Source organism: Streptomyces sp. NPDC055239 (assembly GCF_053606205.1).
In genome coordinates this window covers 1-22,099 of the sequence record NZ_JBSGRD010000021.1, presented here as the reverse complement: position 1 = coordinate 22,099, position 22,099 = coordinate 1, and the positions used below count along the sequence as shown (strand labels likewise).

Annotated in this window: 22 protein-coding genes; 5 read left to right on the top strand and 17 right to left on the bottom strand. The window is 71.1% G+C overall.

Going from position 1 to position 22,099, the window contains the following annotated elements; genetic code table 11:
• Positions 1 to 195: 195 nt before the first annotated feature.
• The 8 genes from ACWFRJ_RS41585 to ACWFRJ_RS41550 form a co-directional block, all read right to left on the bottom strand.
• A complete protein-coding gene (locus ACWFRJ_RS41585; RefSeq protein ID WP_453543749.1) occupies positions 196 to 1,515 on the bottom strand; it encodes an NADase-type glycan-binding domain-containing protein in 1,320 nt (439 codons plus the stop codon).
• Positions 1,512 to 2,069: a phage tail protein gene (locus ACWFRJ_RS41580; RefSeq protein WP_453543747.1), complete on the bottom strand. Its 558-nt coding sequence runs from the start codon at positions 2,067 to 2,069 to the stop codon at positions 1,512 to 1,514. Before ACWFRJ_RS41580 ends, ACWFRJ_RS41585 begins: the two co-directional genes overlap by 4 nt.
• Positions 2,066 to 4,024, bottom strand: a complete 1,959-nt coding sequence (locus ACWFRJ_RS41575) for a putative baseplate assembly protein (protein WP_453543745.1) — start codon at positions 4,022 to 4,024, stop codon at positions 2,066 to 2,068. Before ACWFRJ_RS41575 ends, ACWFRJ_RS41580 begins: the two co-directional genes overlap by 4 nt.
• Complete coding sequence (locus ACWFRJ_RS41570) at positions 4,024 to 4,476, bottom strand: GPW/gp25 family protein (RefSeq protein ID WP_453543743.1); 453 nt, start codon at positions 4,474 to 4,476, stop codon at positions 4,024 to 4,026. The genes ACWFRJ_RS41575 and ACWFRJ_RS41570 overlap by 1 nt, the downstream gene beginning before the upstream one ends.
• Before the next feature lie 55 nt (positions 4,477 to 4,531).
• On the bottom strand, positions 4,532 to 6,448 hold the full coding sequence (locus tag ACWFRJ_RS41565) for a VgrG-related protein (RefSeq protein WP_453543741.1): 1,917 nt from the start codon (positions 6,446 to 6,448) through the stop codon (positions 4,532 to 4,534).
• Complete coding sequence (locus tag ACWFRJ_RS41560; protein WP_453543739.1) at positions 6,448 to 7,167, bottom strand: CIS tube protein; 720 nt, start codon at positions 7,165 to 7,167, stop codon at positions 6,448 to 6,450. Before ACWFRJ_RS41560 ends, ACWFRJ_RS41565 begins: the two co-directional genes overlap by 1 nt.
• A 73-nt stretch (positions 7,168 to 7,240) precedes the next feature.
• Complete coding sequence (locus ACWFRJ_RS41555; RefSeq protein WP_453543737.1) at positions 7,241 to 7,663, bottom strand: phage tail protein; 423 nt, start codon at positions 7,661 to 7,663, stop codon at positions 7,241 to 7,243.
• A gap of 62 nt (positions 7,664 to 7,725) precedes the next feature.
• Positions 7,726 to 8,556: a hypothetical protein gene (locus ACWFRJ_RS41550; RefSeq protein ID WP_453543735.1), complete on the bottom strand. Its 831-nt coding sequence runs from the start codon at positions 8,554 to 8,556 to the stop codon at positions 7,726 to 7,728.
• A 130-nt stretch (positions 8,557 to 8,686) separates the two neighbouring features.
• Here ACWFRJ_RS41550 and ACWFRJ_RS41545 point away from each other — a divergent pair, with 130 nt between their 5' ends.
• The 3 genes from ACWFRJ_RS41545 (at position 8,687) to ACWFRJ_RS41535 (ending at position 11,335) form a co-directional block, all read left to right on the top strand.
• Entirely contained in the window at positions 8,687 to 8,836 is a 150-nt protein-coding gene (locus tag ACWFRJ_RS41545) for a hypothetical protein (protein ID WP_453543733.1), read from the top strand.
• A 1,021-nt stretch (positions 8,837 to 9,857) separates the two neighbouring features.
• A complete protein-coding gene (locus ACWFRJ_RS41540) occupies positions 9,858 to 10,031 on the top strand; it encodes a hypothetical protein (protein ID WP_453543731.1) in 174 nt (57 codons plus the stop codon).
• Positions 10,032 to 10,882: 851 nt separating this feature from the next.
• Positions 10,883 to 11,335 carry a hypothetical protein gene (locus ACWFRJ_RS41535; RefSeq protein WP_453543729.1) on the top strand — a complete coding sequence of 151 codons (453 nt, stop codon included), beginning with the start codon at positions 10,883 to 10,885 and terminating at the stop codon, positions 11,333 to 11,335.
• Here ACWFRJ_RS41535 and ACWFRJ_RS41530 read toward each other — a convergent pair.
• The 4 genes from ACWFRJ_RS41530 to ACWFRJ_RS41515 form a co-directional block, all read right to left on the bottom strand.
• Entirely contained in the window at positions 11,284 to 11,442 is a 159-nt protein-coding gene (locus ACWFRJ_RS41530; RefSeq protein WP_389912212.1) for a DUF6760 family protein, read from the bottom strand. The genes ACWFRJ_RS41535 and ACWFRJ_RS41530 overlap by 52 nt on opposite strands.
• Entirely contained in the window at positions 11,439 to 11,945 is a 507-nt protein-coding gene (locus ACWFRJ_RS41525) for a hypothetical protein (protein WP_453543727.1), read from the bottom strand. The genes ACWFRJ_RS41530 and ACWFRJ_RS41525 overlap by 4 nt, the downstream gene beginning before the upstream one ends.
• A complete protein-coding gene (locus ACWFRJ_RS41520; protein ID WP_383279946.1) occupies positions 11,945 to 12,388 on the bottom strand; it encodes a phage tail protein in 444 nt (147 codons plus the stop codon). Before ACWFRJ_RS41520 ends, ACWFRJ_RS41525 begins: the two co-directional genes overlap by 1 nt.
• 91 nt (positions 12,389 to 12,479) lie before the next feature.
• The gene (locus ACWFRJ_RS41515) at positions 12,480 to 14,075 is read right to left on the bottom strand and encodes a phage tail sheath subtilisin-like domain-containing protein (protein ID WP_453543725.1); all 1,596 of its coding nucleotides are present in this window, start codon (positions 14,073 to 14,075) and stop codon (positions 12,480 to 12,482) included.
• 425 nt (positions 14,076 to 14,500) lie between these two features.
• Here ACWFRJ_RS41515 and ACWFRJ_RS41510 point away from each other — a divergent pair, with 425 nt between their 5' ends.
• A complete protein-coding gene (locus ACWFRJ_RS41510; protein ID WP_453543723.1) occupies positions 14,501 to 15,904 on the top strand; it encodes a hydrolase in 1,404 nt (467 codons plus the stop codon).
• Between the two features lie 54 nt (positions 15,905 to 15,958).
• On the opposite strand, the gene ACWFRJ_RS41505 is transcribed toward ACWFRJ_RS41510, so the two are convergent.
• The 5 genes from ACWFRJ_RS41505 to ACWFRJ_RS41485 form a co-directional block, all read right to left on the bottom strand.
• Entirely contained in the window at positions 15,959 to 18,061 is a 2,103-nt protein-coding gene (locus ACWFRJ_RS41505; protein WP_453543721.1) for an ATP-binding protein, read from the bottom strand.
• Complete coding sequence (locus ACWFRJ_RS41500) at positions 18,058 to 18,735, bottom strand: DUF4255 domain-containing protein (protein ID WP_453543719.1); 678 nt, start codon at positions 18,733 to 18,735, stop codon at positions 18,058 to 18,060. The genes ACWFRJ_RS41505 and ACWFRJ_RS41500 overlap by 4 nt, the downstream gene beginning before the upstream one ends.
• Before the next feature lie 202 nt (positions 18,736 to 18,937).
• On the bottom strand, positions 18,938 to 19,555 hold the full coding sequence (locus ACWFRJ_RS41495; RefSeq protein ID WP_453543807.1) for a helix-turn-helix transcriptional regulator: 618 nt from the start codon (positions 19,553 to 19,555) through the stop codon (positions 18,938 to 18,940).
• Between the two features lie 123 nt (positions 19,556 to 19,678).
• The gene (locus ACWFRJ_RS41490; protein WP_453543717.1) at positions 19,679 to 20,425 is read right to left on the bottom strand and encodes an FG-GAP repeat domain-containing protein; all 747 of its coding nucleotides are present in this window, start codon (positions 20,423 to 20,425) and stop codon (positions 19,679 to 19,681) included.
• 380 nt (positions 20,426 to 20,805) lie between these two features.
• A complete protein-coding gene (locus ACWFRJ_RS41485) occupies positions 20,806 to 21,459 on the bottom strand; it encodes a GOLPH3/VPS74 family protein (RefSeq protein WP_453543715.1) in 654 nt (217 codons plus the stop codon).
• A gap of 215 nt (positions 21,460 to 21,674) precedes the next feature.
• Here ACWFRJ_RS41485 and ACWFRJ_RS41480 point away from each other — a divergent pair.
• Positions 21,675 to 22,099: DUF3159 domain-containing protein (locus ACWFRJ_RS41480; RefSeq protein ID WP_453543713.1), on the top strand; the 425-nt coding region annotated here is incomplete at its 3' end.

The window sequence follows — 22,099 nt, the reverse complement described above, 5'->3', positions numbered from 1 at the left end:
ACACGCGGAGGGCGGTCGCCTCTCGGCGAAAGGCTCCATGGGGCTTCAGCCGAACGATCTTCCCCATGGGCTATAGGTGGGCCCGGGGACACTGTCCCCTCCGCAGCCACATCTAGAAGAACGACGACCCGTATCCGAATGTTCCGGACCAACGACGTCTGCGGGGTGAACTACGACACATCGGAGAAGTCGCCCTCAGGCCCGGCTGCCGTCGGACGGGCCGAAGAGCTCGACCTCGGCGATGGCCACCTGCTTCTTGGCGGACGCCGCGTGGGACGACTCGACGGTGAAGCGGACGCGGGTGGCGTCGCCGATGCGGAAGGACCGGCGCTGGCCGCCCGGGCCCGGGTCCAAGGAGAGTTCCCGGGTCGTGGTCGTACCGTCCTTCTTGGTGATCGTGGCCTTGACGCGGTGGGGCAGGGCGGACTTGGAGAGCTGGTCGGCCTGGACCGACACGCCCGGCGTGATGATGACGTCGAGCAGGCGGGTCGGCCGGATGAAACGTACTTCGATCCACTCGCCCTGGCCCGATTCCGCGACTCCGGGACCCCACCAGGTGTTGTTGAGCTTGTCGAAGGCCAGCTTCGCAGGATGGCCCTCGTACGACTTCGAGGCGCGGATCTCGTCCGGCTCGACCGGGACGCGCTTGGCGAAATGGTCGCGCGTGGCCTGGATGCCGTCGGGGAGGTATACCGCGGTGAAGATGAGCGCGGTCACGACGAGGGCCGCGGTGATCCAGCCGCCGATGTTGTCGAACACGCGGCGCAGCCTGGGGCGTTCACCCGCCCAGGGCGTCTGGTTGCGGCCGGGGCCCATGAGGCGGCGCCACCACGGCAGCGGCGCCTGCGTCTGATCCGCGGTCTCGGCGAGCGGCATCGCGCAGCGGGCGCAGAAGTGCCGGTCAGGGCGGTTCGGGGTGGCGCACCAGTGGCACGGCGGGCCGTTTCCGGTCTGAGGCTGCGCGCTGGGCACGCGCACGTGCGGGCGCTGGGTGTCGGGCCGTCCGGGCAGGACGGGACTCACGCCCGGGGGCGGCGGGGCGCCCTCGGGGTCCGAGACGGGGACCAGGAGGGAACGGACGGTGTCAGGTCCTGGGGTGTACGCGGGCACCGGATCGTTGGGTGCCGTGTCCGTCAAGTCCGGTGACTGGTAAGGAGGGTGGGGTGTGGCGGCGGCCGGGGGCTCCGAAGGCGCCGCCGTGTGGGGGCGAAGGGGCAGGCCGGAATCGGCGCGCAGATCGGTGGCCGGGGGCGGCACAGGACCGGATGCGGGGGCACCCGCCGGGCCGGACGCGGCGGGCGCCGTACGGTCCGGACGCGCGAAGCCGTCCCAGCCGGGGCCGGGGTCGGACTGTGCCCCGGCCCCGGAGTTGGCGCGGGCGCCGGAGTCGGCGGCCGACGCCGCCCCCGAGCGCGCCCCGGCCGGATCCCAGCTGAGGACGGCGCCGCAGGCGTCGCAGAACGACTGGCCCGGTTCCACGCGGGCGTCGCACTCGGTGCAGTTCTGCCTGGTCATGACTCCAGAGTCCTTTCAGCGGCCGTGACGGTCACGGTGTAGGGCATGTGGGCGGGGCGGGCGGCGGCCACGAGCGTGTCCAGGCGGTGGGTGTCCGCCGGGGTCGGCTCTGCCAGTTGGAGCACCACGTGGAGGTGGGGGCGGGGACTGCCGGGGACCGGGCCGCGGGGGCGGGCGCTCCACGTCGCGCCGCCGCTCTCGGTGATCTCCGGTGCGGTGCCGAACGCGAGGCGCACCGCCTCCGACAGGCCCTGTCGCGTACCCCGCACCCGGTGCAGCGCCGCCGCGGCGGCGACGGCGGCGCGCAGCCGTGCCTCCGACTCGATGCCGTCCGTCTCCGCGCCCACCCAGGTGCTGAGCCACTCGGCGAAGTCGACCGGGGTGAGCGCGGGGTCGAAGTACGTGTCCAGGCAGTCGAGGACGTTCAGGATCGGCGCCAGGACGTCGTCGAGGCCCGCGACGAACCGCTGGGCCAGGTCGTCGTCCGCGAAGACGGCCGGGAGCATCATCCCGATGGGCGCGGAGGAGCCGAGGCCGTCGACGGAGCCCCTCACGTGGCGTCCCCGATGACCCGTACGCGGTGGTCGAAGGAGAACACCAGGGCGGACGGCTCCAGGTCGATGCGGTCGGTGCGGTCGCCGCGCTTGCCGGTCAGCGGGTCGGCCTGGTGCAGGAAGACCTCGTCCACCAGTTCCACGCCGGGCACCCGCTGAAGGACCGCGAAGATCTCGCCCGCCTGGACGGGGCGGCCGAAGGGCCAGCCCCTGCCGTCCGCGCCGCCGGTGAGCGGGTCGAGGTGGCGGTAGAGGGCGTCGTGGGTGGCACGCCGCACCCGGTCGGTCTCCACACCGCGGAACGCGTGCACCGTGGCCACCACCGTGATGCCCTGGTAGTACGGCGGGCCGACGGCGAGACGGGTGCCGATGAGACGGCGTTCGTCGAGATGGCGGGTGATGCGAGCGAGCAGAGCGTCGCCGGGGACGAGTTGCTCGAACCGCAGCCGCCCGCCGGGGTCGGGCACCGCCTGCGGCACGACCAGGACGCGCACCGCGTGCGCCCCGTAGTCGTCGAGCTTGCCCTCCAGGCACATGATGCGGGCGGTCTCCGGCGCGGCTCGGCGGGCGAGTTCCTCGTAGTCGCGCAGGGTCACGGCACGCTCCTGGGCGCGCAGCGTGATGGGGGCGCGGACCTTCGCCTCCTGGACCGTCTCGCCGTCGACCCCGCTGTGCGCGGCTTCCCGGTTGACGACTTCGGTGACGTACGGGATGGAGGTGCGCAGCACGCTCAGGGCGCCGCGGGCCACGTTGCCGGCCCGGCCGCCGCCGGTGCGGTAGCGGCGGGCGCGGATGACGGCGCCCTTGGGAGCGACCCTGCCGTACTGGCGCAGGGAGCCGTCGGCCTCGCGGACGGACGGGCCGAACGCGATGTCGCCGGTGGCCGCGTCCAGGGTGATGTGCCGGTCGTCTGAGCGGGACTCGGCGAAGTGCCGCACCACCTGCCAGTCCTCCCAGCCGTTGTGCTCGGCGGTCTGAAGAAGGACCGGCGGGTCGTCGCCGACGATGGGCGCGTGGGCGAGACGCAGCCGCTGACCGGGAAGCCCGGTGGCCTCACCGAGTGCCTCGTCGTACACCGTGTCCGCGTGTATGACACCGGTGGTGCCGCCGATCGTGCAGGCGTCGCTGGAGCGCACCGTCGGCGACGTGGTGTAGAAGGGCTGGTCGGCCAGCGGTTCGGTGACGCGGCAGCGCAGCCAGCCCGCCTCGTGGCCGCCGTTGCGGGACAGGACGTGACCGCCGGGCACATGCAGGACCACGTCGCCGGGCCGGTTGAGGCCGCCGGTGCCGTCACGGTGCACCTCGCACGGCTGCCAGCCGTCCGCCGTCCACGCCTCCCAGACAAGCGGGGGCTGGCGGGGGTCGACGCCGACGCCGTCGACACGGCTGTCGAGTTCGATGGCGACCGCGCAGTGCGGCACCGCGGCGGTCAGGCCGAACAGCAGGCAGTCGCCGGCGGCCGGGGCCTCGGCGAAGCACAGCACGTCGGTGCCCTCGGCGAGATCTGCGGTGCGGTCGGTGACGGGCTCGCCGCGGCGCTGCACCATCAGGTGCCGCAGCATGCACGGGACGATGCGCAGGTCGTGCTCGGCGGCGAAGACAACGGCGTCCTCGGTCTCCGTGCGCAGCGTCGTCACCTCGGTGCCGACCGGCACGGCCACCACCTCTTCGCGGGGAGCCGACAGCCAGAAGGTGACGTCGGTGCGCGCGGCTGACGGCGGGAACAGGGTGATGCCGACCAGGTCGAGGAAGGCCAGGTGGTTCTTCTCCGGGACGCGGTTGAGGCGGTAGACGATCTGGTCCGCCATGTGCGCGACCGTCTCGACAAGGGTGACGCCGGGGTCGGAGACGTTGTGGTCGGTCCACTCCGGGGCGCGCTGCTGTATGTAGCGCTTGGCGTCGTCGACGAACTGCTGGAAGCGGCGGTCGTCGAGGTTGGGGCTCTGCAGGGACATCAGCGGTCGCTTTCGGGGAAGGCACCGGGGCCGTCGGACGTCTCCGCGGCTCCCGGCTCCTCGTGGGAGGGAATGACGTAGAAGGGGAAGACGAGGCTGCGTGGGTTGTTCGTGCCGCGGATCCCGTAGCGCACGTCGATGTACAGCACGGATTGGTCGTCGCCCGCGGTGACCTCGACCTCGTGCACCTCGATGCGCGGCTCCCAGCGGTCCAGGCTCAGATAGACCTCGTGCTGGATGCGGCCCGCGGTCTGCTCGTTGACCGGCGCGAACACCAGGTCGTGGATGGCGCAGCCGAACCCCGGGCGCATCGGCCGCTCGCCGGGGGCGGTCGCGAGGACGAGCCGGATGGCCTCCTCGACCTCGCGCTCCCCACTGACCAGGGCGATGCCCCCGGTGGGGCCGATGCGCATCGGGAACGCCCAGCCGGAGCCGACGAACTGTTCGGCCATCAGGAAGAGCACCTGTCCTTTCTCGGGATGCGGGGATACGGGGATGCGTGGGTCATCAGAAGGGCAGGGGTTTCCGGTTGACCAGGACCACACCGTTCAGCCCGATGTTGGTCGAGTTCAGGGCCATCGTGGCGCCGGAGGTGAGCGCCATCGCCCCGACGGTGTTCAACGTGACGCCGCCCGTCGCGACGAGGGACGCCATGCCGGCCGCCCTCACGTTGAAGAACGACGTGTTGACGCTGAACCCGCCGCCGCCCGCGTTCACGTTCACGGCGCTCCCGGCCCGGAGGCTGAGCATCCCGCCGCTCTGGATGGACACGTTGCGTTTGGCGCTCAAGGTGAGGTCCGTCCCCGCCCGGACGGACACGGAACGGCCGCCCTTGATGGTGACCGAGCCCTTGCTGTCCACGGTGATCTCGGTCTTGGCGCGGTCCAGGTTCACGGTCAGCTTGTCGTCGCCCGTGGAGACCCGCACGCCCCGGTGGCTGCCCACGCGCTGACTGAGCAGGTCGACGCGGTTGCCGGTGCGGTCGGAGATGGTGTGGCGGCTTGCCTGGTTACGCGCCCCGGAGTACAGAGGGGCCTTGTTCCGGGTCGGACTGGCCTTGCCGTTGTAGAGCCCGCCGATCACGAAGGGATGGTCGAGCGCGCCCCGGTCGAAGCCGACAAGAACCTCGTCGCCCACGTCCATCGGGAAGATGCCGCCGCCGCGCTTCCCGCCGAGCTGCACACAGCGCGTCCAGTCGCTGACGTACGTGTCGTCCAGCCACGGGAACTTCAGCTTCACGCGGGCCTGGTCGTCCTTCTTGTCGACGTCCGTGACGACGGCGTTGGCCACACCGGGCAGCCGCGGCTCGCTCTCCGTACCGCCCGACGTGAGCCCGTACAGGGAGCGCCACTGGCGGCCGCTGACGGTCACCCAGGACTCGTAGCGCTGCCCGTTGCCGAACACGTGCCGCACGGAGGTCGTCGTGTACTTGCCCTGGAAGGGCCAGCCGACGTCGGCGAGCGCCACGGGCACGCCAGGACGCAGCTTGGGGTTGCCGTGGACGATCACCTCAAGTTCGGAGAACGAGGAGGACACGTCGTCGAAGAGCGCGTCGGCGGCGTGCTTGGCCTCGGGCCCTTTGTCGTAGGGCATCGAGGTCTGCACGAGCTTGGTCTTCTTGAAGGCGGCCGCGGCCTTCTTCGGCGAGGTGCCGATGGAGAAGACGGGGTTCTCGGCGCTGCGCGAAGTCTCCACGATGTCCCGCGCGTTGGCGACGTCGTAGCCGCGCACCTCCACCTCGGCCACCTGGTCGGCGGCGGTCACGGAGGTACGCAGGCGCAGGATGTCGGTCCCCGACTTCAGGACGAGGGGGTTCTTCGCGCTCCGGCCGCCGCTCGGCGACGGCGCACCCGACGAGGGCTTCGGCGAGACGAAGTTGAACTTGCCCTTGGCGTCGAGGGACATCACCATGTTGTTCTCGTCCGCGAGGCGGGCGATGAAGTCCCAGTCGGTGACGTTGGCCTGGCTGATGAACTCGTAGGTGCCGCGGGTGGATTCGATCTTTCCGACGGGCACGCCCGCGAGCCCGGCCAGCTTCCTGACGATCGAGGACGCGGTCTCGTTCGTGTACGCGACCACGCGGCGCCTGCGCATGAAGCGGTGCCCGAGATCGTAGCCACGGATGACGGTGAAGGATCCCGTGCCGTCGTAGTCGGCCTCCAGGGCGGTGACCTCGCCGGTGAGGAGCGGTTCGGCCGAGCCCTGGCCGTCGGCCACCGGGGTCAGCACCACCGGGGTGCCGAACTTCACGCCCAGCTCCTTGAGGAGCAGGCGGTGCGGGTCGCGGAAGGTGAGCCGGAACGCGGCGGGCACCCCGGCGCCCTGGTCGACCCAGCCGTCGACGAACATCCGGGAGTACTCGTCGGGGATCTTGGCCCCGCCGAGCTTCACCTTCATGACACTGGAAAAGGCGATGTTGGCCATCAGCGACGCACCTCCTGCGCTGCGGGCAGCACCAGTTCGGTGCCGGAGGTGAGGGTGGACGGGTCGTCGATCCCGTTGGCCTCGGCGATGGCCCGCCACACCGTGGCGTCGCCGTACTCGCGCCAGGCGAGCGACTGCAGGGAGTCACCGGCGACGACCCGGTGCACGCTCTGCGCGGTGAGCGCGCCGGAGGTCGGGTTCTGCCCCAGAGCCTCGCTCGGGATCTCGTGCAACCGCAGCTGACAGGTGGCCCGGATGGGCACGCCCGAGGTGCCGAAGAGGGTGTACGAGGCGTCGACGGAGGCGACGTAGGCGACGAACCGTGCCGTTTTGAACGACCCCCACTGGAAGATCACCCAAGGCGGCGACGGCTGGTCGGCCTTCTTGCTCTTGGGGGTCACTCCACAGCAGTCGAGGAGCGACTGCACCTTCTTCAGGACCACGTTGCTCGTCGGCCGGTCGGAGGAGTCGAGGAAGATCTCCAGGCTCATCTCGCGCTGCTCCGAGCCCATGAACTCCGGCATCGCGCCGTCCCGGTTGTCCGCCGTCGGCGTCACCGTCCAGTTGGCGCGGCGGCCGATGGTCAGCTGCGCCGGGTTGAAGTCGAATTTGAACGTCCTCATGAGCCCGCCCGGCGATGTGCTGGTGCCGATGGGGGGCTCATGGATGGCGAGGCTGGCGCGCACGAGGCTCTTGCCTGCGCCCTTGCTCTGGGGCATGTGGGTGTCTCCCGCTACTCTCTCCGGACTCCCGGGTCACTCGGACCCCGGGCCCCTTGCTCTTTGAGGCCGCTCAGTCCGTGAACCCGTGGTGGGCGATCTCCAGGACCTCCGTGGCGACGGCCGGGCTGCTGGGGTCGAGCCGGGGGCCCTGCCAGCTGACGGGAAGCACATCGACAAGCCCCCACCGAGCGACCTCAGACCCGTCCGCGCGCAGCGCCGCGATCTCGGCGGTGGGCCGTTTGATCCCCGTCTGCACGGAGGAGATCCACTTGGCGACCTTCGTGGTGTCCGGGGTGAGGGGACGGGTGAGCCGGATGGTGGAGAAGGTGACGCGGGACGGCAGCTGCCAGACGAAGCCGTTGTTGCCGCCCTCCTGGCGATGCTCGACCTCCACCTGCGTCGAAAGCCCCTCGCATCCGTTGAAGTAGCCGAGGCTCTGGCCGTCGATGGAGAGGCTGAACCAGATCGTGGAACCCGGGTCCTGGCGGGGCATCGCGGGTGGACCTTTCTGTCGTTACTGCTGCTCTTGCTGTTGCTGTCGCTGCTGCGCACGGGTCAGCGGCGGTCGTCGCGGAGCCTGCCGATCCGTTCGCGGTCCATGCGGAGTTCGGTGCGGACGAGGCGCGTGATGCGGCCGATCATGCGGTGCACGAGTTCGTCGATCTGGAAGTCCGTGAGGTCCTTCGGGTCGAAGGTCCCCTCGGGCACCCGCGAGTACTCGGGTGGTGGTGGCGCGCTGCTGGTGGAGGTCGCCGAGGCCGTGTTCCTGTCGGGCGGGAAGGGCAGCGGGTCGTCCTCGATGCTTTGCTGCTTCTGCTCTTGCTGGCTCTGGCCGCTCGGCAGGATCCGACCCAGGGTGGATGCGACGGTGGAGGCGGCCGCGGCGGCGAATGTCTGGGTCGCCGAGCGGAAATCCCGCTGCACAGTGGGGCCGCCGCCGGGTGGTGGGGCAACAGGCCTGGATGAGGGCGGAATTACTCGGGTCGGCGTCGAGGGGGCGACGAGGCGGGCCACGGGGAGGGGCGAAGAGGCGGCGGGGGTGGTGCTGGTGCTGGGGGAGGTGAGGCGGCGTACGGGTTTGGCGGGGGCGGCGGCCGGGGTGAACGCGGTGAACGTGGTGGATTCGGGGGCTCGTTGGATCGGCAGGATCGGCAGGACCGGTTGGGCGATCGGCCGGGGAGCCTCCGGCGCCTGCGGCAGGGCGCTCGCGTACGGTGCTGCTTCGCGGGGCGGGGTGGCCAGTTGGACCGGCGGGGGAGTGGCGGCGTTGGGGCGTGACGTGCGGGGGGCCTGGGTCGGGGCAGCCTCGGGAGGCGTCGCTGTGCTCTGCGCCGGGGCGAACGCGGCCGGAGAGTCGGGTATGGCGGCGCGCTGAACGGGCGGCACTGCGGGGGTGCTGGTGCGAGGAGCTACGGGGGCCTGCTTCGAGGGGGCGACAGGCGAGCTGGGTACAGCCCTCTGTACTGGCGGCGCTACCCGGCCGGTGGGCGGGCCGGAAGCGGTGGGCGGAGCCGACGTGGTGGTTCGCCGGACCGTCGGCACCGTCGGCACCGTCGGACCGGTGGGCCCGGAGGACTCGGGAGTCCGCTTCGGAGCATCTACGGGCGGCACGGGCTTCGACGACGGCGCGGACTCGGAGGCCCATGGTGCTGACGACGGGACGTGAGGCTGTGACGCGCCGGCCGACGCGGAGGGTGAGTCGGTAGAGGCGGTCCGCTGAACCGGGGACGGAGCCGTGCGGTCGATGGGGCGCGACGCGGCAGCAGGCCCCCGCTGCCGGGAGTTCGTGAGCGGTACGGCTTCCGGAGGCGGGGCGATGAGCGGAGCGCCGAGCGGGCTGCGTCCGCGTGACGCGGGCTTGGTGACGGGAGTTGTGGAGCGCTGGACCTTGTGTGCGGGCTGCTGGGAAGCAGGCGGCGGCTCGGCAGGAGTGGCGGGCGCGTTGGGGGTGGTGACGGGAGCGCCGAGGGGATTGGTGACGGGGGCTGTGGAGCGCTGGACCTCGTGCGTGGGCTGTGTGGAAGCAGGCTGCACGGTAGGAACAGCGGAAGCCGTGATGGGAGCGCCGAGTGGGGTGTGGCTGTGTGGCGCGGGGTTGGTGACGGGAGCCGTTGAGCGCTGTACCTCGTGTGCGGGCTGCGTGGCGGCCGGGTTCGCACGCGGTCCGGTCGGAGCGGCGGGCGCGGCGGGCGCTGCGGGGGTGGACGTCGGGCTCGGGTGCGCCGAGGTGACCGGGGCGCCGAGACCCGCACGGGGTGCCTTGCGGGTGGCGCTGCGCTGCACTGCCGGACGCTGGGGGTTCATGGGTGTCTGGGGTGTGGCCGAACCCGGCAGGCTTGTAGGGGAGTTCTGAGTATCCGTGCGGGGTGCGCTCGCCGTGGCACGTGAGTTCGACGCGGCCGGGGACGAGTTACTTGCAGCCGTGGGCGAAACACCGCTGTCCGTACGGGGCTTGCTCACCGTCGTACGAGACTCGGGTGCCACGGCAGGTGTGGCGGACGGAGAGGGGCGTGAAGCGGATGGCGCGGGGCTGTGCGCACTCCGAGTCGCTCGCTGTGCCACTGGCCGCGCATCGGACGGTCCGTTCCGGTCAGTCGGCTTCGCGGCAACCGGTGTCGCGGTATCCGACAGAGCGGCAGCCGTTGATGAGGCACCCGACAGAGCGGCACCCGACGAGGCGGCAGTCGGTGACGCAGTACCCGACGAGGCGGCAGCCGGTGACGCAGTACTCGACGAGGTGGCAGCCGGTGAAGCGGCACCCGGCGAAGAGGCAGGCGAAGTCGGAGCACCCGACGAAGCGGCAGGCGCTGTTGCGGGAGCCGATGAAGTACCCGGCTCAGGCGTGGACGAAGAGCTCGTGAACGGGCTCGAAGGGGAGGCCGGTTCGCCTCCCCCTCGTTCCCCGCCGCCCCCGCCCGGAGGCGCCGCCCCCGCCCGGGCCCCGTCACTCGCGGCAGCCCGCGCGGGTGCAGGCTCCCGACGGGCCACAGGCAGGACGCGGCGCTGCACGGCCGTAGGTGCGAGAGGCGCCTTGGTCAGGGCAGGGGGCCGCGTGGCCGCCAGGGGCGCGGCGGCGGGGGCCGGCGTCACGCGTACCCCATGGGCCGGTGTGGGCGACGGCGTGGCAGCGCTCGGCACACGGGGCGGCGTGGCTGCCGACGCTCCGTTCCCCTCCTGCGCGGCGTGCGAGCGCTGCACGGTCCGGGAGGCGGGACGCTGCCGACCGGAGCGCTGCTCTCCAGGAATCCGTGCCAGTGGCTGTGCGACAGGTACCGGCACCCCGGGTGCTCCGGAGCGCCGTACGCCGGAGACCGCAGCACGCTGCACCGCTACGGGGACGGGCGCCGTCAGCGGAGTCTGCCCGATACCTCCAACGTCCTTTGCGGGTACGGAAGATGCCGTGGGCCCCGGCCGCCTACCGGGACCCACGGGGGCGGTGCGCCCGGCGGTCGACCCCGCCGTTCCCGCCGACCCCGCCGATCCCACGGTCCCCACCGATCGACGGGATGAGGCAGTCCCCTTCGGGCCGCCGGACGCACCTGATCTCGGCGCCTGAGCTCCGGACACCTCCGGAGCGGCAGGCGATGCGGGCGCGGCGTACGTCGACTGCGTCCGCTGCACCTCACGCAGCGGCGCCACCGGTAGACGGTGCGCCGACGCGGGCGGCGACACGGGTGTCCAGGGCGCCGCGCTCGCGGCACCCTCGAGCCCCGTGACCGGCCGCGCCGTCTCGCTCAGCGCCGCGGACGACGAGGAGAAGGTGGAGGAGAGCAGGCTGCTCGACGACGCCCCGTCCAGGACGCCGATGCGGGTCGAGGTCGCAGTGAACGAGGGGTTCTGCCACGTGGGCAGCCGGTTCCCGAACGCGGAGTCCGCGACACCGGACCCGCCGTCGCGCACGGACCGCTGGATCGGCGGCAGCCCGGACCACGCACCCGCGGCACGTCCGGAGCCGTCGGACGCGCCGTGGGACGTACCACCGGACACGGCGTCGCCTGCCGACGGAACCGCGACGGCACCGCCGTCACCACCCCCGCCACCGACATCGGCAGCGTCAGCGAGCACGCCCCCGTCCTCGCCCCGGCTCCGCAGCCTGTCGAAGAATCCCACCGCTCAGCCCTCCGCCCCGGCGAGCGTCACGAAGGACGCGATCTGGTCCGCGTAGAGGCGGCGGTCATGGTGCTCCAGATCCAGGATCGTCTCCAGGTTCCAGTGGAAGTGATAGGCGACGTACGCGATCTCCTCGTGCAGTCGGTCGGTCGCGTACGTCACGATTCCCCCAGGCGGCTCCCGCCGAGTTCCACCTCGAACGGCTCGGAGCAGTGCGGGCACTCCACGGCGGCGCGGGTGTGCCCCTCGGCGTTGATCTGTCGGTAGAAGTCCTGGAGGAACGCCAGGTCGGAGGCGAACAGGTTCTCCACCGTCCCGTCGTGCACCGACGGCAGCGTGCCCAGGCGCGTGATGACCCGGCCAAGGAGCACCACCGACAGGTAGGCCGGGTTCTCCTGGACGCGGACGTCACGCAGCGGGATCAGTTCGTCCCGCGCCGTCGACAGGCGCATCACGCCGTCCCGGTGCACGGTCCCCGCCTCGTCCACGTATCCACGTGGCAGCTGGAAGGGAAACTCCGTGCGCAGGACCCGTGGTGCGGTGTCGGGTTGAGCGGCGGGGGGAGCCTGAGCGGGGGACTCCGCTCCCCCCGCCGCGGTCTGGGTGGCCGGGGGCGCCGCGACGACCGTGCCCGCGTCCGGCGCACCAACAGCCTTGCGCCGCATTACTCGATGACCAGTTCTTCGAAGACGATGGTCACGGTCTCGGTGAGTACGGCGGCCTCGCCGGCCTTCAGGCTGCTGGCGTCGATCTTGTTGCACCAGGCGTTGCGCAGGTTGTACCGCTTCACCGGGTTGTCCTGGTAATCCATCATGATGATGGAGGCGTTCTTGCGGGCCGTGCTCATCTGACCGTTGATCGAGTCGTTGATCCACTGGGTGAACGCGGACGACTGGGTCATGCCGCGCACCACGGTGCACTGCCCGTTCTTCTTCACACCCGGCAGGATGTTGATGTCGATCTTTCCCTGCGCGGTGTTCTGCTGGCTGACGATGATGTCCTGTTCGAGGGTCAGACCGCTGACCTCCTGGAGGTACTCGACCATCACGCCGTCGATCTGCAGACCGAAGTTGTGTGAAGTGAGGGAGTCACCCTGCATGAGACTCATGGAATCGCTGTCCTTCTAAGGCTGGCTTCGTGGCGATGGCGTACGAGGGCGGGGGCGGGACGGGGAGGGGGACGGTGGCGCGGACGGCGGACTACTCGTCCAACTCCCCGCTGCCGCTGGAGAACTGGGACAACCGGAAGATCACGAACTCCGCGGGCTTGACCGGCGCGACGCCGATCTCGCACACGACCCGGCCCAGGTCGACCGACTCCGGGGGGTTGGTCTCCTCGTCGCACTTGACGTAGAACGCGTCCTCGGGCCGCTGGCCGAAGAGCGCGCCGTTGCGCCACTCCGTGATCAGGAACGCCGAGATGTTGCGCCGGATCCGGGCCCACAGCGCGTGGTCGTTCGGCTCGAACACCACCCACTGGGTGCCGATCAGGACCGACTCCTCCAGGTAGTTGAAGTACCGGCGGATGTTCAGGTAGCGCCACTCGGGGTCCGAGGAGAGGGTGCGCGCGCCCCAGACGCGGATGCCGCGGCCGGGGAAGGAGCGGATGCAGTTGACGCCGATGGGGTTGAGCAGGTCCTGCTCGCCGCGGGTGATCTGCAGCTCCAGGTCGACGGCGCCGCGCACGACCTCGTTGGCGGGGGCCTTGTGCACGCCGCGCTCGGAGTCGTTGCGGGCCCAGATGCCGGCGATGTGGCCGCTCGGCGGCATCATGCGGGCCTTGCCCGACGCCGGGTCGAAGGTCTTCAGCCAGGGGTAGTACAGGGCCGCGTACTTGGAGTCGTAACCGGCCGTCTCCTGGCGCCACCCGCGTATCTGCTGGGCGTTCAGGCTCGGCGGCGGGTCGATGACCGCGACCCGGTCGCCCATCAGCTCGCAGTGGGCGATCAGCCCGAGCTGCACGGCCTTGACGGACTCCAGGTCGATCGCGCCCTGCTGGTAGGCGGCCATGAGGTCGGGGACGGCCACCATGGAGATCTCGTCGATGGCCTCGAGGCCGCCGAAGCCGGTGCGGTCGGCGGAGTCGCCGAGGTACTTGGCCGGGCCGGGGTGCGAGGGCGTGTCCTGCTCCACGGGCGCGGGTACGGGGGCCGTGGCGGGAGGCGCGGGCAGTGCGACGGTCTGGTTCTCCGGGCGTACGAGCTGCGCGCCGGAGGCGTTCTCCGTCACGGTGATGAGCTTGGAGCGCTCCTTGACCTGGGTGACGACGTACGACCGGTTGCCCTTCTTGGCACTCACGTCGAAGGTCTCGACCGGCTTGTCACCGCTCTTGACGATCAACTTGAAGCGCTCCGCGGGGCCTTCGCCCTCGGGGTCGGCGACCTCGACGGACAGCTGGCCGTTCGCGCCGGGGGCCGTGGCCGCCACGGAGAACGCGCCGAGCTGCTTCGGCTCGGCGGCGGGCAGTGCTGCCGCAGGTGCCCCGCCGGTCACCGCGGAGGGAGCGTTGCCGTCCGAGGACGAGCCGTCCGCGGAGCCGCCCACACGGATCACGTACGCGGCGGATCCGCCGTTGTTGAAGAAGCCGTAGACGGAGTGCGCGAGGTAGTACCCGTCGGTGAAGTCGCCGAAGGCGGCGACGTACTGGGTCCAGTTGGTCACCAGCGTGGGCTCGTTCAGGGACCCGGTCGGCGCGAGTCCGACGAAGGCCGCCACGGAGGTGCCCACCCCCTCGATCGGACGCGAACCGCTGGCGACCTCCTCGACGTAGACGCCGGGCGACAAGTAGGACGGCATGCTCTGCTCTCCTCGGGGTACGAAACGGGACCTGTTCAGCCTGGCCGGTGCGGGCCGTCGCCGAAATGGCCTCCGGTGCCGGTTGCCGGGCAACGCTGATGCCCGCAAGGGCACTTCGGCGTGGCCGGAACTCGCACCCCGGGCACCCCGCCCGCGTCGGTGCCCCTACGGCTGCCCCTGTGGCCCTGTCCGGGTGGGAGGCGGCCGGGTAGGGGTGGTGGGTCGGCCCCTCGTTCCACCAGCGGTGGGGCCACTTGGGCGGAGGCGGGCGGGGCCGGCCGGCGGCCGTCATGAACTGGGCGTGAAGTTCGCTCCGCGGGACGGGAGTCCGGCGGGCCGGGCAGCACATGCCGCTGCCCCTCCAGGCAACAAGGTCTGCCCGGCGGACTCCTGACGTGCCGTGCGGTCTCTCCTAGCGTCGTGGCGTGAGCCTTTGGACTTCCCTAGAACCCGCCTCCGCAACCGTCGATCCCGGCAGCAGTACGACGGTGCGGCTGAAAGTGCGCAACACCGGTGACATCGTCGACGAGTACCGCTTTGAACCGGTCGGTGACCTCACCCCCTGGACCAGAGTGGAGCCGCCGTCGCTGCGGCTGTACCCGGGGACGACGGGCACGGTGGAGCTGACGTTCGCGCCGCCACGCACGCCGGACGCGACCGCAGGGCCCAATCCGTACGCGGTGCGGATCACTCCGACAGAACATCCCGACGCCGTCACCGTCCCCGAGGGCAACCTCACCATCACCCCCTTCACCGAGGTGCGCGCCGAGCTGGTGCCGCTGACGGTGAAGGGGCGTTTCCGGGGGCGGCCGCGGCTTGCGGTGGACAACCTCGGCAACACCAAGGTCACCGCATCGCTCAGCGGCAGCGACAGCGGGGACAAGCTGTCGTACGACCTTCAGCCGAGCAACGTCCAGATCGAGCCGGGCCGGGCCGCGTTCGTGAAGACGACGCTGCGGCCCCGGCAGATCACCTGGTTCGGTTCCAAGCAGGAGCAGCCCTACTCGCTGGCCGTACGGCGCTCCGGCACCGAGCCGATGGACGTGAACGGCACCTTCGTACAGCGCGGGATCCTGCCGGGCTGGCTGGCCACCGCCTTCGCCCTGCTCCTCGCCCTGACGATCGCCTTCGTGGTGATCTGGCTGTCGTACCGGCCGCAACTGCAGAGCGCAGCGAAGGAGAAGCCACAGGAAGCCGGGAACATCGCGCCGTCCAGTTCACCTCCTCCGATCAGCAGCCCGCCGCCCGAGCCCGAGGACAAGCCGTCCGACTCCGCTGAGAAGCCCGGCGGTGGTTCGGACGACGAGAAGGGCGGCGGCGGAGGCGGTGGTGGCGGGGGGGACAAGCCCGCGAAGCCCAAGAAGGAGACCGCGGCCGACGCGGTGCGCAAGCTCTCCGAACGCAGCGAGGGCCGCCACATCTGCTACCGCGCGCTCGTCAAGGGTGACGGCTGGCAGGACCCGGTGTGTGACGGCGTCGAGGCCGGCACGGTCGGCAAGGGGAAGGCCATCAAGGCGCTGAACATCGCGGTGATCGGCACCAAGGGCGTCACCGGCACCGGAGCCTGGGTGGGCGAAGGGTGGCGGAAGGAGATCCCGTGGGCGGAGAAGGAGGACGGGAAGAACATGTACTTCGGCAGCTCCAAGGCCGAAGACCCCCCGCTGGAGGGGTACACCTTCAAGGTCTTCGACGGCTCCGTGTGCAGTGACGCCTATGTGAAGGACAGGAACTGGATGGGGCCCGTCTGCACCGACCCCGGCGGGTGGAAGTACCACGGGAGCCCGATCGAGCAGTACCAACAGCTGGAAGCGGTCCGCTTCAAGGTGTGACGGCTTCACCCCTCACCGTATGACGGCCTTGGCCGTCATACGGTGTCGTCGTGGTCACCAGCTCGCTTCGCCCGGGACGAGGCGGCCGGCCTTGCGGTACTCGCGGCGGGCGCCCTCCACCAGGTCGCCCGCCGCGACCGGCTCGTCCCGTCCGGCCGCGAGGTAGGCGGCGGTGACCACCGCGCTGCGGATGGCGCCGCCCGACAGCTCGAAGTCCCGTGCGAGGCCGTCGACTTCGATGCCATCGGCGCGCGGGACGTGCGAAAGGCCGTGCCGCCACAGGGCAAGGCGCTGCCCGGGGTCGGGGAAGGGAAAGTCGACCACCAGGTCGAGACGGCGGGTGAACGCGTCGTCGATGTTGGCCCGCAGGTTGGTCGTCAGCAGGGCGATGCCGTCGAAGGACTCCAGGCGCTGGAGCAGGTAGGCGCTCTCCATGTTGGCGTACCTGTCGTGGGAGTCCTTGACCTCCGAGCGCTTGCCGAAGACGGCATCGGCCTCGTCGAAGAGGAGCACCGCGTCGGTGCGGTCGGCCTCGGTGAAGATCCGCTCGAGGTTCTTCTCGGTCTCGCCGACGTACTTGTCCACGATCGAGGAGAGCTGGACCACGTAGAGGTCCACACCCAGATCGGCGGCGACCACTTCGGCGGACAGCGTTTTTCCGGTGCCGGACTCTCCCGCGAACAGACCGACGACCCCGCGTCCGCGTCCGCCGCCAGCGCTGAGCCGCCAGTCGCCCAGGACCCGGTCGCGGTGGCGGGCGCGCAGGGCGAGCTCCCGCAGCTGGGTGAGAGGGGCGCCGGGCAGAACCAGGTCCTGCCAGGTCACCGCGGGCCGGATCCGGCGAGCGTGCTGTTCGAGGCCCGATGCCGACTGCTGCCGGGCGGCGAGACGGACATGGGCGGCGGTGACCGCGGTCCCGTCGAAGGCGGCGAGCGTGGCGGCGGCCTGCGCGGCGCGCCCGATGCGCTCGGCACCGAGGTGGTAGGGGGCCACGGTGCCTGCCAGGTCGAAGGCGTCGGCGGCCGGACCGAGCGCGGTCCGCCACGCGGCCGTTCCCCCGGCGGGGAGCCGGGGAGCCTGGAGCACCAGCGGGTCGTGCGTGGACCACTGCGGGTCGTAGGGACGCGGATCGGCCAGGAGTACGGTCACGTCCTTGGCCGCGGCCAGCTCGGCCACCATCGGGCCCGGTTGTTCGGGCAGGCCGGACACGACGACGGCCCGGCCGCTGAGGCGTGCCTCGCGAAGCAGCTGGGGGACGTGGTCGGCGGGACCGGAGAACCGCAGGGCGTCGAGACCGGCCGCGTGCAGGGCTGACGCGAGGGCGGCCAGGGCATCGCCCTCGCGGTGTTCACGCAGATATGCGGTGATCGGCCCTTCGCCGAGCCGGGCGGCCAACTGTCCTACGAAGCCGTCGTCGTGCTCCGCGTGGGGCTGCGGGACCGGCATCGGACGCAGCAGACCCAGGAGCGCGGCATCCGAGGAGGCGTCATCACCCAGCAGGTGGGCGGTGAGCCGGTCGGGCACGCGCAAGGAGCGGGTGAGAAGCGGCCGTTCGTCCTCCTCGACCGTCAGCAGCCCCAGGGCACGCAGCGGCGCCGCGAGGTGGAAGCGGGCGCGGGCGTCCGGCAGGTGCGCGGGCACCCCGCACAGGTCGAGGGCGAGCCCCACGGTGGCGCGGCGCCGGCTCACATCGTCGTTGAGGTAGCCGTACAGCGGCTCGAAGGTGCGGTCCAGGTCGGGGGCGAGGGCGATGAGCAGGACGGCCGCGTCCAACTCGGTCAGGCGCAGCCGGGCGGCCGTCCGGGCAAGGCGGTCGTCGGGGTCGCCGGTGTCCTCGGGCCACGGCGCCCACACCTCCGGCGGGGCGTCCGCATCCGGCTCCGCACGTGGCCAGGCCCGCAGCAGATGACGTACGGACTCCTCGGACATGTACAGACCGCGCAACGGGTCGCTCGCGGTGGGATCCCCGGCGGAGCGGTGTTCGACCAGGGCGCTCGCCGTCTGCCGCAGTCCGGCAAGGCGGTCGAGCAGGCAGCGGGCCGGCCCCGCGGCCACGAGGTCCGGTGGACGGGCAGCCGTGAGGGAGGGATCTTGCAGAGACGGCGACGACGGCGACGGCGACGACGGCGACGGCGAAGACAGAGACGAGGTGCTCATGACTGCTCCGTACGGCGGACCGTCGCCTGCTCGCGGGCGGAGCGCGCGGCCGCCACTTGGTGGGGCCGGTGAGCGCGTTCCGTCGACCGGGGCGGGCCGCCGTCGACACCGCCGACCCGGACCGTGGCGCCCTCGGTGACCGGCGGCCCCGCGTCGTAGTCGGGGTATGCCGGGAACGGCACGGTCACCGTGACGTCCAGAGACGGCTTGAGCTCGCCGCCGAGGGCCGCCCAGATGTCGGCGAGTGAGCGGGCCTCCGACTGGTTGGCGGAGACCGTCAGCGGCACCGAAAGACCGAGATCCCCCAGTGCGCCCGGGAGTTCCTGGGCGGACAGGAGCTCGTGCGGCAGCAGTGTCGCCAACACGGCGGACAGCAGCCGGTGTTCGTCCTGCGGTGTCTTCGTCCAGGAGGTCACCAGGTAGGAGAGCCGGAACCAGCGCGGGGGACGGCGGCGGCGTACGACTACGTCACGGTCGTCGCGCAGCCCGGTGTGGCCGCGCTGCCGCAGGCTCACGTCCTCCCGGATGTCGTACAAGTACGCGTTGACTACGGGCGCGTTGCGCCGGGCCGCCCAGTCACGGGTGGGCACGTCGAAGGACACGTCGATCCCGGACCCGGCCAGTGCCCCGCCGCCGATGAGGCCCTTGAGGACCTCGTCCACCTCATGGATCACTCTCAGGCTCCCACCTGCCGTTGGCTTCCCCGCCGAACGATGTGATGGCGGCCCTGCCGTCGATCGTGCTCCCCGGAGCGGCCGGAGGACAGGGACGTCAGGGATGACGGCGGGGCAGTGCTCTCTGCCTCAATGGGCCGCCCGGGAGCCCGCCCGGTCAGATTCCGGGTAGCCCGTCCGGTACTCCGGGGAGCCCGTCCCCTCAGATGTAGCCCTCACGCAGGGCGTGGGCCACCACGTGCGCACGGTTGCGCAGGTTCAGGCGTGTGGTGAGGCCGTGCATCACGTTCTTGACGGTTCGTTCGGAGTACGACAGCTTCATGGCGATCTCCGAAGTGTCGAACCCCTCCGCCACGAGGCGCACGACGTCCACCTCGCGCTTGGTGAAGCTCAGGAAGGACACCGGCAGATCGGCGCCGCCACGGTGGAGGCGCCGCACCTGGCCGATGAGCTGGCCCAGCAGGTCCGACGGCAGATCGCCGCCACCTCGGGCGGTGGTCAGCACCGCCTGGACCAGGCGCTGGGCGGTCGCTTCGTGGCGCCACACTATGGCTCCCACACCGCACTCGATGACCTCGAGGAGTTCGTGCTCGCGGACCGTGCCCGCGACGAGCACGGCACGCGCGCCCTCGCTGCGCACGACGCGCCTCAGCCGGGTCAGCGCGGCCTCGTCGAGAGTGTCCTCGATGAGCAGCGCGACCGTGGTGGGGCCGGACTCCGCTTCCAGCTCGACCTCCGGGTGACGGCGTAACTGGCTGAGGACGCCCTCGCGGCTTATCGGGTCGGAGGCGGTGACGGCGACCCGTACCCGGTTCGTCATCGGTAGGGCGGCCGAGGGGGCCGGGGGCGAGCTGGACAAGCGGACTTCCTCAATTCTGGGACTGCGGCAACGGGGGCCCGGGTGTGGCAAGGAGCCGGGCCTGCGTCAGGAGCGGGGCTTTTATCAGGAGCAGGACTTGTAGAAGTGCTTCCAACCGCTGGTGGGCATGGCGGGCAGCTCGGCCGGGGTCCCGGTCTCGCCGTACTTCTGCTGCAGCTCGTAGTCGTAGGCGCGGGGGCCGCCGCCCGGCTTGGTCAGGCGCACGGACCGCTCGATCACTCCGTCGCCGGCGTTGTTGAGGACGGCGAGGTCCGGGTACGTGTCGTCGCCGTAGTTGGCGATGCGGAGCTGCTTGGCCTCGCCGAGGTCGCCGACGTCGGAGTGCCGGGCGGCGGCGGAGGACAGGTTCGAGCGCTTGAGCGGGCCGGGGCGGAATTCGGCGACGCGTGCCTTGTTGGGGTCGTCCCCGCCGGCGGGCGTCACGAGGTTGACGACCATGTCCAGGGTGCCGTCCTTCTGGAAGTCGGCGACCGCGGCGGTGGCGACCTCACCCGTCTTCGCGCCGAGGAGCTTGGTGACCGTCTTCTTGCTGCCGAACGAGCCGTCCGCGGCGCCCCACTGGACCGTCATCTTGGTGCCGGTGTGCCCGGGGTTGACGACCTTGTCCGGACGGCCGTCGCCGTCCAGATCGCCGACCAGCGTCGTGGCGCCGGACAGACACGGGGCCGCCGCGGCGGCGGCCTTGCCGGACCGTGCCGCGCCGCCCGATTCCGACGACCCTGCCGCGCTTGCCTGGTACCCGGCAGCGGTCAGGGTCAGGGCGAGCGCCGCCACCGGGGCGGCGATCAGGCGTGAGCGCTTGCGAAGCATCTGCGAACTCCTCATGTCGTTGCTGTGGGGACGTGCCTGTCGGGACTCGCGGGTCTCTCGGGTCTCCCGTAAGGGCACGGCTTGAGCTTGCGGGGTGATCCCCTCCTACCGCCACGAAAGCCGGGCAGTTGGGGACGCTGGAACGAGAAATACGCCTTTGACCAGCTGAAACGTAAGCGGCCTGGAACGCTGAGATGGGACGCGCGGGGCTCATCGGGCAAGCGGAGGGGCAGTGTCAGGTGTCATTTGGGGAAGCAATCGAGGAAACAACGAGCAGGCGCCGCGCTCTTCGTCGCCGCGAACGACGTTAGTGAGGCGGCGGAGTATTTGGCAGTGTCAGATTTTCTTCACATCACGTGACTTCTGCGTCGGCCGCGCGTTCAGGCGCTCCAGCCGCCGCCGACCGCCCTGCTCGACAGGTACGAGTCGCGCAGCGCCCTGCGCAGGCCGGGAACGATCTCGTCGAACTGCGCGGCGAGCGCCTTGAGCGCCTGCTTGTGGGTGCGGAGGTCTCCGCGGCTCCACACGCAGGTCACCTCGAGCTCCGCCGCGAACACGGCCATGGCCAGCTCCTCCAACGGGATCGTCACCGGGGCGAACCCTTTGAGTACGGTGTCGCGGACCCGCTCCTGGAGGGCGCGCACCTCCTCCGGGTGGGCGACGGTGACACGGTCGGCCGGGATGAGCCCCATCACCCTGCCCCGCGAGACGGAGACCTCTCCGGCGGCGGCGAGCTGGTCGCGGACCGGTGTCTCCGCGGTGTGGGCCTTGTTGTGCACGAACGACAGCCAGCCCTTGGGCTTGCTGTCGGGCAGGTCGCTCCACACCGCGGCATTGAAGGAGTTGTCCGGCGTCTTCCCGAGCATGCGGACCACTTTGCCTCCCTTCGCGTCGAGCAGTCCGTCGCGAGCAAGCTCGGTCAGGGCGCCGGCACGCAGCAACTGGCCGCGGCCCTGCAGGTTGTCGAGCTGGAACTTGCCCTTGTCCACGGAGTAGCAGAGCAGGTAGAGCCGCTGCGGCAGTGTCTGGGTCATGTCGTCTCCCATGCAGAGGATGCGGGGCGCCGGGGTGGTCGTGCGGTGGGCGCGGCCTGTCACTTAGTGACACTGTCACTAAGTGACAGATTGCGCAAGCGTCCGACCCTGTCGAGCGTGAGGGGGTAGCCAGACGCGTCACTTAGTGACACGATGTCATCAAGTGATGCAGCGGCATCGCCTCGCCCTCAGACGAATCGGGAGAAGTGACCACCATGGAGAGCAACAGCTTCCTGGAGACAAAGTCCGCCGCGCAGGCCCAGCAGACGGGGCAGGCAGGGGAGGCGGCGCCGCGGCCTTCGGCCCTGGACCAGGCGGGCGGCACCAAGGGCGTCATCTACTCGGCGCTGCCCGCGCTGGCCTTCGTCGTCGCCCACAACTTCCTCGGGCTCACGGCGTCGATCGTGGCCGCCTTCGCGGTCGCGGTGGCCATCGGCGTGGCCCGGCTGATGGGAGGGGAGTCGCTGCAGCCCGCGGTCGGCGGCGTGTTCGGCGTCGCGATCGCCGCCGGGGTGGTCTGGTTCACCGGCTCCGCCAAGGACTATTTCCTCATCGGCATCTGGGCCAGCCTGGCCGGCGCGATCCTCTTCCTGGCCTCCGTCCTGGTGCGCTGGCCGCTGGCCGGCGTGATCTGGAACGT